The organism is Vibrio sp. Sgm 5, from assembly GCF_026241575.1.
GTDB classification, from domain to species: domain Bacteria; phylum Pseudomonadota; class Gammaproteobacteria; order Enterobacterales; family Vibrionaceae; genus Vibrio; species Vibrio jasicida.
The window spans coordinates 1-12,969 of the sequence record NZ_JAPHPY010000086.1 but is presented as its reverse complement, the minus strand read 5'-3'; the positions used below and the strand labels follow the sequence as shown (position 1 = coordinate 12,969).

11 protein-coding genes are annotated in these 12,969 nt (G+C 44.6%); 8 read left to right on the top strand and 3 right to left on the bottom strand.

Going from position 1 to position 12,969, the window contains the following annotated elements; genetic code table 11:
• Positions 1 to 94: 94 nt before the first annotated feature.
• Positions 95 to 1,042, bottom strand: a complete 948-nt coding sequence (locus tag OQJ86_RS25260) for a TDT family transporter (protein ID WP_042600378.1) — start codon at positions 1,040 to 1,042, stop codon at positions 95 to 97.
• A gap of 311 nt (positions 1,043 to 1,353) precedes the next feature.
• Positions 1,354 to 2,760, bottom strand: coding sequence for a H(+)/Cl(-) exchange transporter ClcA (gene clcA / locus OQJ86_RS25255; RefSeq protein ID WP_038875343.1), 1,407 nt, complete (start codon positions 2,758 to 2,760; stop codon positions 1,354 to 1,356).
• Positions 2,761 to 3,545: 785 nt separating this feature from the next.
• Here clcA and OQJ86_RS25250 point away from each other — a divergent pair.
• Positions 3,546 to 3,986: a hypothetical protein gene (locus OQJ86_RS25250; RefSeq protein ID WP_133152154.1), complete on the top strand. Its 441-nt coding sequence runs from the start codon at positions 3,546 to 3,548 to the stop codon at positions 3,984 to 3,986.
• On the opposite strand, the gene OQJ86_RS25245 is transcribed toward OQJ86_RS25250, so the two are convergent.
• Positions 3,973 to 4,380 carry a helix-turn-helix domain-containing protein gene (locus tag OQJ86_RS25245; RefSeq protein WP_038873107.1) on the bottom strand — a complete coding sequence of 136 codons (408 nt, stop codon included), beginning with the start codon at positions 4,378 to 4,380 and terminating at the stop codon, positions 3,973 to 3,975. The two genes, OQJ86_RS25250 and OQJ86_RS25245, sit on opposite strands and share 14 nt — an antisense overlap.
• Before the next feature lie 95 nt (positions 4,381 to 4,475).
• Here OQJ86_RS25245 and OQJ86_RS25240 point away from each other — a divergent pair, with 95 nt between their 5' ends.
• From OQJ86_RS25240 to OQJ86_RS25210, 7 genes are all read left to right on the top strand, one after another.
• On the top strand, positions 4,476 to 5,384 hold the full coding sequence (locus tag OQJ86_RS25240) for an aldo/keto reductase (protein ID WP_265991911.1): 909 nt from the start codon (positions 4,476 to 4,478) through the stop codon (positions 5,382 to 5,384).
• Between the two features lie 319 nt (positions 5,385 to 5,703).
• Positions 5,704 to 6,708, top strand: a complete 1,005-nt coding sequence (locus tag OQJ86_RS25235) for a response regulator (RefSeq protein WP_038873114.1) — start codon at positions 5,704 to 5,706, stop codon at positions 6,706 to 6,708.
• On the top strand, positions 6,708 to 7,148 hold the full coding sequence (locus OQJ86_RS25230; RefSeq protein WP_038875327.1) for a PAS domain-containing protein: 441 nt from the start codon (positions 6,708 to 6,710) through the stop codon (positions 7,146 to 7,148). Before OQJ86_RS25235 ends, OQJ86_RS25230 begins: the two co-directional genes overlap by 1 nt.
• Positions 7,149 to 7,238: 90 nt before the next feature.
• Complete coding sequence (locus OQJ86_RS25225; protein ID WP_265991908.1) at positions 7,239 to 8,774, top strand: NAD(P)H-hydrate dehydratase; 1,536 nt, start codon at positions 7,239 to 7,241, stop codon at positions 8,772 to 8,774.
• 453 nt (positions 8,775 to 9,227) lie between these two features.
• Positions 9,228 to 10,271 (top strand): GMP reductase, encoded by a 1,044-nt coding sequence (locus OQJ86_RS25220; protein ID WP_038868098.1) that lies wholly within the window; start codon positions 9,228 to 9,230, stop codon positions 10,269 to 10,271.
• Positions 10,272 to 10,607: 336 nt separating this feature from the next.
• Positions 10,608 to 11,345, top strand: coding sequence for a BspA family leucine-rich repeat surface protein (locus OQJ86_RS25215; protein WP_265991906.1), 738 nt, complete (start codon positions 10,608 to 10,610; stop codon positions 11,343 to 11,345).
• Positions 11,346 to 11,707: 362 nt separating this feature from the next.
• A complete protein-coding gene (locus OQJ86_RS25210) occupies positions 11,708 to 12,757 on the top strand; it encodes an alpha/beta hydrolase (protein WP_265991904.1) in 1,050 nt (349 codons plus the stop codon).
• Positions 12,758 to 12,969: the final 212 nt, after the last annotated feature.

The following is a 12,969-nucleotide window of genomic DNA, read 5'->3' as shown; positions in this document are numbered from 1 at the left end:
TCTCCGTTACAAATCAGCAAAGTATCCAATCTGGAAAAAGAAAAATGCCAGTCAGCTTAACTGACTGGCATTACCTCGCAATGAGGTCGTTTTTTTATGTCTGTTTTGAAGGCGTTCTTACCAGTTCTGGCCAGTACATTTTTACATAACCAGCAGAAACCCAAACGACAAGCACAGTGGCAATGCTTAACTCTAGGAATCCAAAGTCGTGCAACCAATGCCAATGGGGATGAGACTCAGCAAAAAAAGTGGTGAGACGATGCATCGCAATAGCACTAATAACGGAAGGGAAGGTCACGGCCGCAATGGACGGTTGGAATTTAAGACGCAATAAACGGAAGTAACACAAGTAAATCAACAATGTCATCGTAATAGCGATGCCAGCCAATGCACCAGTTAGGATAGGGTCTGGACTTCCGAAGTTAACCAAATAAGCCGCAAGAGATAAGTTGACTGGTGCGGCCATGATCGCAAGGGTTGGACGTGCTCTACGGGGGAGAGAGCCAAAGAAAACAAGGCGATACAACACTAATGGCAGCATAAAGAAGTAAATGCCAATGCACATCATTGCCAAGGTTTCAGAAAAGACATTGTGCCCAAACTGAGACCCAGCAAGTGAAGAACTGATCAACCCCACCGGATATAAGAACCAACTCGGGACGATATTCGACATTTTGAAGTTCATTATCTGAAAACCGAAGAACATTACCATCATGGTAAAATGCAACGCAACGGCCATGAACCACAGTGGGTAAGCAATAATCGGTTCGACGGCAGCGAGATAGTCGCACAGCATCAACAATGCCATGCTCATTGGCGCCATCAAACTGCCGCTAAGAGGATGCTTGATGTCTGCCATAAACAAACGTGGGCTGGTTGCGTATTTCAATAGAACCGGAGTGAGAAGAAGCGCGCCTAGTGCAGCGAGGAAAGGGCGTATAGGTTCACCGATATCTGGTACATAGAGCGCCCAAGCTTGGCCAAGTCCGATCATGCCCAGTGCTAATGCCGCTTGTGAGGGCGGAACACTGTAAAACTGCACAAGTCTTTTCCAGTTCAAATCTCCTCCGAATTGATATTGTATGAATCCAGTGAATGGATGTTGCCCTAGGACTATCCGATATTTGGATGAATTGCTCTATTTCTGTTCGAAGATAGTATCAAGTTTCACGCATCGATACCCTTAAATGTGCTGGGTAAATATCAACGAATGGGAGTTTTGTGAGTTTGGTAGCGAAATGAGTTCGAGAGTTGCAAAAACGCAAAATTACTGACTCCAAATGAATCCTTTATATTAAAGATTATTTGGAGCCTTTATACCCAAGCACCTTGCCGTCAATTGGGGATGTAACGTTAGCCCTGATTTTCTGGTAGGTCCTGTTGGCGTAACTTGTCATTTTTAAGCGTCCGATGTAGTAACTGGCTGTAAATTGGTTGTCCGCCAAGTAATTGAGCCACAATTACGGCACCTAAGCTTGTAATAATGAGAGGTAGGATCAAATAGTAGTTATTAGTCATCTCGATAACGAGCAAGATACCAGTGATTGGCGCACGTACAGTTGCTGCAAACAACGCACCCATACCAGCAATAGCAAACACCCCCGGCTCGATAGTGAGAGACGGCAACAACATATCTGCACTTGCCCCAAACGCATAGCCGAATAAAGTACCTAAAGCCAACATCGGTGCGAAGATACCACCTGGCGCGCCAGAACCAAAACAAAGTAGGGTGGTGATGACACGGCCAACAAACAACATCACTAAAATAGAGATAGAGTAGTTGCCATTCGTGATATCAGGGATTAACCCAATACCGCCGCCGGTTAATTGAGGTACGTAAAGCAGTAATAAGCCAAATACGCCGCCGAGGATGGTCCCCGTGATTAAGTAGCGTTTACGGTCATTCTTGTGAAGTGCAACAAAGCTGTCTTGTGCAATGGTGATCAGTTTATTGAAGACCACTCCGAACACGCCAAAGAGCGAACCCAGTAATAAGAACAACCATAATGATTGCAGCTCTGGTGATTGATACTGCGGCATGGTAATCACCGCTTCTTGGCCATTAATCGCCCGGAAAACAATGTTCGCCATGATCGCAGAGATGATCACTGCGCGAATAGAAATTAATGAGTAGCGAAATTGAGGACGCATTTCCTCAACCACAAACATAATACCAGCCAACGGTGCGTTGAACGCTGCGGCCAAGCCGCCTGCCGCTCCGGATGCTAAAAGCGAGTGTCGAGTATCGTCATCCTTAATTCTGAAAATGTCAGTGACCATACGGCCAACCGCACCGCCCATCTGCACGGTAGGACCTTCGCGGCCTAACACCATACCTGAGCCTAAAGCACCCATGCCGCCAAAGAATTTTACGGGAATGACTCGCCACCAACGCACGGGGCGAATATTGTCCATCGCGCCTTCGATCTCAGGGATGCCTGAGCCGGAGGCTTCTGGGGCAAAGCGGTGTACAAGGTAGTAACCAATGAAAGCGAGCGTTGCACTGATCAAAATAGCGGCAAGCCAAAGCGGTAACACGCTGCCAATTTCACTTTTAAGCCACTCGGTACGAGTCTCTGATACAAAGTGAACGGCGATTTCAAAATAAGTACCAACAAGGCCGGCTAACGTGCCAACGACTGCAGCCATAACGAGAACGGAGAATGATGTTGGCGTTGACCCTCGAGAGACAAACTGGTTAATCGCATCTTTCGGTACGTGCGCTAACACAGATTTAACAATTCTCTCGCGTTTGGTCATTAACAGATTCTCCTGAAAATAAAGTTGGAAGGGACGAAAGAAATTATACGCTGACGAGAGTCTAGACCTAATCAATAAAGATGCAATTTAGCTTTCCACTATTGAGCGGTTCAAGTCTCCTTTGTCCAAATATTGATAAATATTGTGCTATTGATCCCATATATGACGACATTTTTTTATTGGGTCGCCTTGTTTTCTGAGCAAAATGAACCATGCTTTAAGTGTAAAGCAACATGACTGCTTCAGAAGGAGGGATGTGAGGTTTTACACACAATTTGGATGGATTCAAACCCTACAGAAATTCCTCGTTATTTGTTCGGGATGCATCAATAGACTTCCCGATTCGCATACTCACGATTGAGTCACGAGGCAGAGGCGCACGCAAAAGTGCGCCTTTTTAATGCCTGCTACTAAATTTCTGTATTGTCTAAAATACAGTATGGAGTGTTGATTAATATAAAGGGTGTGATATCTTGTATTTTGTAATGGTTCTCAGCGTGAGGGATTACGCTATTCCGGCTTTATACAAGATTGATGCGGGCTAGAAGGTCCGCTTTTTTGTTGCCGAACTTCGACCTATGACCTTGTCATTTTTCTTTCAAACCGTAATGATCTTCGATTCTCAATCTCACTGAAGGACAGAAAACTCAATCATGTCACGTCTTTGCTTATCTGCTGTCACTTGCTTTTCACTCATTGTTTTTTTCCACACTCATGTTTCATTCGCGAACGGCTTTTGGTGGCAGGCATTGTTGTCCGATAAGCCGTTGACAGAGGTAAGAGAAGTGATAAAGCAAGGTGGTGAATGGTATGAATGTGATGCCTTCAATCAAATGACGGTCATGTGTTTAGATGAGTTTTATTATTACAATATAGCGCTTTATGGTGAGCTAACCTTAAGAAATCAGAGCATGACTTTATCGTTTTTAGCGGCATATGACGCGCAAACGTTGAGTGATCTTATTCTGAATTTGAGAAAAGACGGTTTTGTGGTAAGTGCGCTTGATATAGGGGACGAGCATTATGATGTACGTGAAGCACTGCAACAGCAATCGCCTGAATCGGTAGATAGGGACGTCGTATTGCTTATGAATCAATATCCTCAAGACGCACCTAGAACACTCGATTGGCTACGGGCTCAAGAATTTGAAGCATCGTTGCCAAAAGTTAAGGCTAATTTAACGAGTGATGGTGAGATGCTAGAGTTAACCATCACTCGCCTTTAGATTCATTATGTAGGGCAAGAAACGTCGCCATAGCCGATTCGTCAAGAAAACCATCTGACTTTTTGTGTGCGCGTAAGTACTGATAACCCGCAATCAGTTTGCGATGTTGTGCTTCTTCAACCTGAGAGATCGTTCCATTCATGACATATTGGAACGCCAGCTTGTAAGCGGCAATATCTACTACTTCTGCTTGGCGATAGAGATAACCGCAACCTGTAGCTAACCATTCTAAAGAGCAGTTTGCACGCATCGCGATTTGGTTGGCTTTGCTTAAACTTGGTTCACTGCCTTTCAGATATTTCCGAATCATCGCCTCAGAAACATCGACGCGTCGAGCAAAACCACTGATGCTCTCTTCGCCAATTAAAGTCGCTAATCGTTGGGCAAAAGACATAATTCGTACTCCAGTTCGAATTGCGAAAGTTTACCCGTTGAGCCCACGGTAAAACAAGACTAGGATGAAAGCAGATTAAGAAAAGGAGAAAACCCATGGTTGCAAAAGTAGTGACTGCACCAAACGGTCCAGAGTTTTCTGAACTGGTTCAAGGATATTGGCGTGCAGTAGATTGGGGCATGACGACTCAAGAGCGTCTGTCATTCCTAAAGCAACATATTGAGTTAGGTATTACCACCGTCGATCACGCAGATATCTATGGTAATTACGAATGTGAAGCGTTGTTTGGCGAAGCTCTAGCATTAGAAAAAAGTGTTCGTCAGCAAATTCAAATCGTCACTAAGTGTGATATCAACTTGTGTGGTGATAAAACGCCAGAGCGTAAGATCAACCACTACGACACAAGTGCGGCGCACATTTATCAATCGGTGAATAATTCGCTTGAGCGACTAAAAGTGGATGAAATTGATGTCCTGTTGATTCACCGTCCCGACGTATTGATGGATGCAGACGAAGTCGCAGAAGCATTCACTGAGCTACATAAAGTCGGTAAAGTGAAGCACTTTGGTGTGTCTAACTTTTCGCCTCGTCAATTCGAACTATTGCAATCGCGTTTAGGTAAGCCTCTTGCGACTAACCAAGTGGAAATTAACCCGCTTAACTTCGAGGTTGCTCACGATGGCACACTCGACCAAATGCAAGCACTTCGTACTCGTCCAATGGCTTGGTCATGCTTAGGCGGCGGCGCTATCTTTACCGGCGATTGCGAACAAGCCGTTCGTATTCGTAACGAGCTGGAAGCCATTCGTGAAGAAGTCGGTGCAAATAGCATCGACGAAGTGATCTACGCTTGGATTCGTCGCTTACCATCAAAACCGATGCCAATCATTGGCTCAGGTAAGATTGAGCGTGTACAAGCAGCGGTGAATGCGCTCGACATTGAATTGACTCGTGAGCAGTGGTACCGAGTTTGGGTTGCATCAAAAGGTCACGGTGTGCCATAGAAAGCACACTTCAAAGCGATACAAATGAACTATTGGCAGGGCACTCTAACATAGGGTGCCTTTTTCATTTTCGGTTTGAGTGATTTTGCTCTAGGTAGCGCAACCCTTTGCGTATCAAGGGCTGTAGAAGTTTTAATCACTCATGTTTTATGTCACTAAATGTGCCGTGAATTTAGGAATAGTTGCTTTCTCAGGTTCACTCATCTATTCATATTGCGTATGCTTAGCCAGTAAACAAAAAACGACAACTCTTTGTCTGTATCGCACGAACAATCTGATAGACTCCTGCGCAGATTGTTGAATATTTAAAGGTGGTTGAATGTCTTTTCCTGTACTCATCTGTGATGATTCAGCGTTAGCACGCAAACAGATGGCAAGATCACTGCCAGCAACATTAAATGCAGACGTGACATTTGCCATTCACGGTAAAAACGCGCTTGAAGAACTCGCGCAAAAAGAATTCAAACTGATGTTTCTAGATTTGACCATGCCAGAGATGGATGGGTTTGAAACATTAGAAAATATGAAGCGCCTTGGCATCCAGACGCCCGTCGTCGTTGTGTCTGGTGATATCCAACCAAAAGCGAAAGAGCGTGTATTCGCGCTTGGTGCTAAAGCGTTTATTCAAAAGCCAATTGGAAAAGATGAGCTTAAGGCGACGTTAAGAGAGCTTGTCGAACCCGATCAACGCCCTCAGGTGATCACACCTATCACGCTTGAGCTGCCGATTTTACGTCGCCGCGATATTTATATGGAAGTGGCGAACGTTTCTATTGGCCGGGCAGCGGATGCCCTAGCACGTCATTTCGATGTGTTTGTTCAACTTCCATTACCGAACGTAAACATCTTCGAAGTCAGCGAGCTTCACATGGCTTTACGTGATTTGGCATCACAAGACAACGTCTCTGGTGTGTGCCAAGGTTTTTGTGGTGAAGGGATCGCGGGTGAAGCACTCGTACTCTTGAGTGACTCCAGTGTTTCTGATCTTAAGAAACTGATGAAGGTGCCAGCAGACAGTGAAGAGTTAGAAGAGCTCGAGCTGCTGATGGATATCTCCAACATTCTGGTTGGTTCTTTCTTGAATGGTTTAGGCGAGCAATCTGAAGTCCGATTTTTCCAAAGTCCTCCAGTTTTGCTCGGCCAGCATATATCAATTGACTCTATTATCGAATCAACCACGGGCGCGTTCAGTCGTACCATGACCTTTGAAGTGAGCTACAACATCGAAGGCACTTCAATTCGTTGTGATCTTCTGTTTATGTTCGTTGATGAGTCATTACCGTTGCTGGATAACAAACTGTCGTACTTGATGGAGGACTTCTAATGCTGAATCTACCTGCAGAATTTGAACAATTCCATTGGATGGTCGACATGGTGCAGAATGTCGATATGGGCTTGGTCGTTATAGATAAAGAATATAACGTGCAAGTGTGGAACGGATTTATGACTCATCACAGTGGTTTGCAATCACACGAGGCGATTGGCCGCTCTATTTTCGATATTTTCCCTGAAATCCCACAAGAGTGGTTTAAGCTTAAGACGAAACCTGTCTACGATTTGGGTTGTCGCAGTTTTATTACTTGGCGTCAGCGTCCGTATTTGTTCCGATGTCGCAACGTTCGTCCTGTCACTCAACAGGCCGAGTTTATGTACCAAAACGTGACGCTAAATCCAATGCGTACCCCAACAGGGAAAATCAATTCGTTGTTCCTGTCGATTCAAGATGCGACCGCAGAAGCCTTGATGGTGAAAGACCAAAAGTAAGCTTGAAAAAATAAGCATGGTAAAAGCCGAGGTTCGCCTCGGCTTTTTTGTATACTTAAATCGTGTTCCCCCAATACGTAGAAGATCAAAATGGACTTTAATCTCGCTCTTAAACTCTACACTGCAGAACAAGTCAGAAAAGGAGAGGTCATCGCAGCTCAAATGGCGGGCGTCTCTATGTATAGCCTGATGCAACGCGCAGGTATGGCAGTATATGAACGATTTCTTCATTTGTACCCCAGAGCAAGAACAGTCTTGGTTGTTTGTGGTAAAGGCAACAACGGGGGCGATGGGTACGTGTTTGCTACGCTTGCCAAACAGGCGCAGTTGAATGTTCGTGTCTTCCAGCTAGGTGACACCACATCATTGAAAGGGGATGCGTTGCGAGCGTTTGAAGATTGGCAATCTGTGGATGGCGAGAATAGTTCTTGGGATGATTGGCACACTGCACTTTTAGAGGCGGATGTAATCATCGATGCCATGCTTGGGACAGGGCTCTCCGGTGAAGTAAGGCATGAGTATCGTCGCTACATTGATCAAGTTAATCAAATTCATTGTCCGGTCATCTCAATCGATATTCCTTCGGGGTTAAGTGCAGACACAGGTTCCGTGCTCGGAGATGCCATACAAGCGGATCATACGGTGACCTTTATTGGTGTGAAGCAAGGCTTATGCACAGGGCAGGCGAGAGACTACGTTGGTGAGCTGCATTTTTCTGGCTTGGGTGTAAACGTTGAGTTCGAGTCGATTGAAGAAGAAAGTGCGTTGGGCATTGACCATCAAACCATCAAAAGGCTACTACCAAAAAGAAAAGCCACAGCCCACAAAGGGAATAATGGCAAGCTCTTATGTATAGGCGGCAATCAAGGGATGTCCGGTGCTATTCGTTTATGTGCCTCCGCCGCGGTAAGAACAGGGGCTGGGTTAACCGCCTCTGTCACACATCCAAGCTCATTGTTGCCATTGCAAGTTGGTGTGCCAGAAGTCATGAGTCAGGCTATTACGTTTGATGAGTTAAAAGAGGTAGATAACGAACTGATTAAACGGACACGTTGGGCGGATGTCTTGGCTTTCGGTCCTGGTTTCGGTGAGGATAAATGGGCGCATCAAGCCTATCAATACTTATCTCAGCAGCACAAACTGAAAGTCGTTGATGCAGACGGACTCAATATTCTTGCGATGCTGAATCAGCGTAATGACGTGGTGGTTTTACGAGATGAGCAACGCGTTATGACGCCACACCCCGGAGAGGCAGCACGTTTACTTAATGTCTCTACAAAGGGCATAGAGCAAGACCGTTTTGCCGCCGCAAGACAACTTCATGAACGTTATGGTGGTGTTGTTGTTCTTAAAGGGGCGGGTACGCTTATCTATGATGGTGTGAGAATGTACATTTGTCTTGCCGGAAATCCGGGAATGGCCAGTGGCGGTATGGGGGATGTGTTATCCGGTGTAATTGCCGCACTGCTTGCCAAAGGGTTACCTATTGCTGTTGCTGCACGTTTGGGAGTGATGCTCCATAGTTACGCTGCGGACATTAATGTTCAACAAAAAGGCGAAATTGGGTTATTAGCAAGTGATGTTATTGAATCACTTCGATGCGCTATAAACGTCACAGAGAGCTAGTGCGTGCGTGATACACTCAAAAAAGTGGCAGAAAAGTGATGTGAAACGTGAAAAAAATTAGAAAATTATTCTTGTACGAACCGACTAATAAGTATCGTTTGGTGTGATTTCGACCGTTTATGAGAGGTTGAACGGTAAAATTCCCGTTGTTTAACGCAAAGGTTTGCGCAAAGGATTAAATGAAGGGTGGTTTTAACTGTTTGATATTGTTAACAAAGTTATGATTTTGGAGAGTGGTGGGGTGTTTTTGATATGCGATTTCCAAGATGGTATCACAAAAAAAATTCAAATATCAGACTTGTAGGAAATAAATCACGACCTATAATGCTGAAAACCGGAGCGTCTGCCAACGCTCCGGTTTTTTTGTGTCCGAAGAACAGTGAACTCGTCTGCCAACGACTTCACTACGCACTCTGAGATGACACATATACATATGAATCAAGGAATTACACAATGCGTATCGAACAAGAACTTAAGTTAGGTTTCAAAGATGTACTGTTTCGCCCGAAACGTTCAACCCTTAAGAGCCGTTCTCAAGTAAATTTAACCCGCGATTTTACATTCAAGCACAGTGGCCGTCAATGGTCTGGTGTACCTGTAATTGCGGCGAACATGGATTCGGTTGGTAGCTTCGCAATGGCGAAAGCGCTAGCAGAGCATGGTGTAATGACTGCTGTTCACAAACACTACACAGTAGAAGACTGGGCTGAGTTTGCGAAAACAGCAGATAAAGCAACACTAAACAACGTTATGGTTTCTACGGGTACGTCTGAAGCAGACTTCCAAAAAACCAAAGACATCATGGCGATCTCTGATGAGTTTATCTTCATCTGTATCGATATCGCGAACGGTTACTCGGAGCACCTAGTCGAGTACGTACAACGTGTACGTGCTGCATTCCCAGACAAAGTTATCTCTGCAGGTAACGTAGTGACTGGCGATATGTGTGAAGAGCTAATCCTAGCGGGCGCAGACATCGTTAAAGTGGGTATCGGCCCAGGTTCAGTATGTACTACTCGTGTTAAAACAGGTGTTGGTTACCCTCAACTTTCTGCAATCATCGAATGTGGTGACGCTGCACACGGCCTTGGTGGCATGATCATCGGTGACGGTGGTTGTTCATGTGCGGGTGACGTTGCAAAAGCATTCGGCGGCGGCGCTGACTTCGTCATGCTAGGCGGTATGCTAGCAGGTCACGAAGAGTCAGGCGGCGAGGTGATCGAGCAAGACGGCAAGCAGTTCATGAAATTCTATGGAATGTCTTCTAAGAGCGCGATGGACAAGCACTCTGGTGGTGTTGCTGGCTACCGTGCCGCTGAAGGTAAAACCGTACTTCTACCATTCCGTGGCAGCGTGCACGGTACTATCCAAGACATCCTTGGCGGTGTTCGCTCAACATGTACTTACGTAGGTGCAGCTAAGCTTAAAGAGTTAACCAAGCGTACTACGTTCATCCGCGTACAAGAGCAAGAAAACAACGTATTCGGTAAAGAATAAGTTTTTGCTTAAATAGAAATAGATAGATTAAGAGCCGCAGTTTGCGGCTCTTTTTTTTGCTCTAGAAAACGAAATACCTAATACGTGTACTGATACGGCGAATAGTCGTTAATTAAGTAAAGGTTGGAAAATACACTGATGATATTCAGCACAATTATCGGAATATCTCACAAAGCGCTCTCTTTATAATGAATTATGTTATTACTGTGAGGTATTTATTGGGCGAGGGAATGCATTTTTACTGATTTAGTCAATTTAAAGCCTCTATTAGTGAAACTGACAAAAGTGCTTTTTATATGATCGAGATTCGTTTTATAAGACACGGATATCTTAATCATGAAGCTACGTTCGATTATTTCCGCCTGCTTGCTACTAAGTTGTAGCCAAACCTTTGCTAATGAACCAGAAACGGTGACTTGCGAATCAAACAAACCAGGAACCGTAATGGTTCAAGAAGACGAATTGTTTGTGGTCGTCAATGACACGCTAATCCGCAATTCAGACTACTGGCAAAACTTTCTGGATGGCAACATCCTACTCTGCACCAGCCATGTGACGGACATGAGCGACCTGTTCGCTAAAGACCAATACTTCAATCAAGATATAGGTCGCTGGAATACATCGAAAGTTAAACTCATGGATTCAATGTTTAACCGTGCTTTCGCATTTAATCAAGACATAGGAAACTGGGATACATCGAATGTTACGTCAATGAGGCATATGTTCGAATTTACTGACCATTTTGACCAGAATATAGGTTCTTGGGACACCTCTAAGGTGACGAGCATGGAATATATGTTTTTTTATGCAGTGGTCTTTAATCAAGGTATAGGGGACTGGGATACATCAAGCGTAACCAACATGAGGGGGATGTTTACTGGAACATATACGTTTAATCAAGATATCGGAAATTGGAACACAGCTAACGTTACTGACATGTCATCTATGTTTTCTAATGCGAGTTTATTCAGCCAAGACCTAACCAATTGGAACGTGAGTAAGGTAACGGAGCATACTGACTTTGCGAGAGGCAGTGCTCTGACTGAAGAACAGCTGCCGTATTTTGTAGACTGATTCCCGTTTCGGTTTAACTAAACAAAAGCCAGTGTTGATGGATTCAACGCTGGCTTTTGTTTAGAAGTGATGCTGGCGAGAGAATACCGGTTAGTTCAACCCAGGGCGCATAAAGTCGAATAAAAATGGCGACAGGTTATGGCTAGCCAGAATTGTCATGCTTTAAGCTATCTCTCCAAGCGATTAAGTCATACCTTACTTACGGATACTTGTGACAATTTCTATAAATGTATCTTTTTAATTGTTGTTTAATAGCAACAGTGAATTGATTTGAGTGCTATATATCAACACTTATGGTTTTCATAACATACATCTGTTGCAGCGGGGAACGTTGCAAATCTCAGAAATCTATGGAGTAAGATATGAAAACTACTAAATTAATCCCCCTTTCGTTAGTTGCGAGTGCCGTTTTAGCAACAACATCTGTTGCTGCGGAAACCTTCTTAGGTGCTGACTATCACGATGGCAAAAATAAAGTCGCTTTTCTTAGTGAAAATGTTCGTATTGCTGGCAATGTGTTCTTGCCACCCAATTATGACGAGAGCAAAAACTATCCAGCGCTAGTAGTGATTACGCCGGCTAGTGGGGTTAAAGAGCAAACCGCAGGTATTTACGCCGAGAAAATGGCCAAAAAAGGCTATATTACCCTAGCTTTTGACCACCGTACTTACGGTGAAAGCGGTGGTTATCCTCGCGGTATGGAAAATGCGCCAATGAAGGTTGAAGATATTAAGAATGCCATTACATTCTTGAGTCATTTTCCAGGCGTTGACCCTCAGCGCATCGGTGAGTTAGGCATTTGCTCTGGTGCTGGATACAGCTTACAAGTTGCAATGCAGGATACCCGTTTAGACTCTGTTGCGACTGTGAGTGGTTTTGTTGACTTTACTGACTATGGTATGGGTGGTGCAACTCAGTATATGGACCAACTTACGGGTGACCCAGTTGAGCAATATCGTCAGCAGATCCAAATGGCGAGCGAGGCACGTCAAAAGTATTACGAAACAGGTGAGGTCGTGCTTGTTGATGGCATTCCATCAGCAGAAAAAGCCAAATCAATGAATGAGTTTTGGGTTCGTGCTGCTGATTACTATCGTAACCCTGAGCGTGGTGGCGGTGCCGAGAACTATTCGCCAATGCGCGCTGCTATGTCTCTAGATACACGCTACGCTTATAATCCATCAGAAAACATGGCGTTACTTGGCGACACTCCTTTCTTGGCTGTCGTTGGGACTGAAGCGCTATCGGCGTATTTTAGCGAAGTGGCGGTAAAACGTGGTAAAGATGCTGGTATTGACGCTGAGTTCTTTGAGATTAAAGGGGCGCAACACTTCGACCTCTACGATCAAAACAAGTATGTTGATCAAGCCGTCACTAAACTTGATAAGTTCTTCTCAACAACGTTGTTATAGCTTTTGGAGAGGGGGGGATAAGCACTGAGTCGTGTCAAACGTACTTCGCTCATCCGTGTGCAAGAGCAAGAAAGCAATGTCTTTGGTAAAGAATAAGTTTTTGCCTGAATACTAAATAAAAAAAGAGCCGCAGTTTGCGGTAATGCCAGTCAGTTAAGCTGACTGGCATTTTTCTTTTTCCAGATTGGATACTTTGCTGATTTGTAACGGAG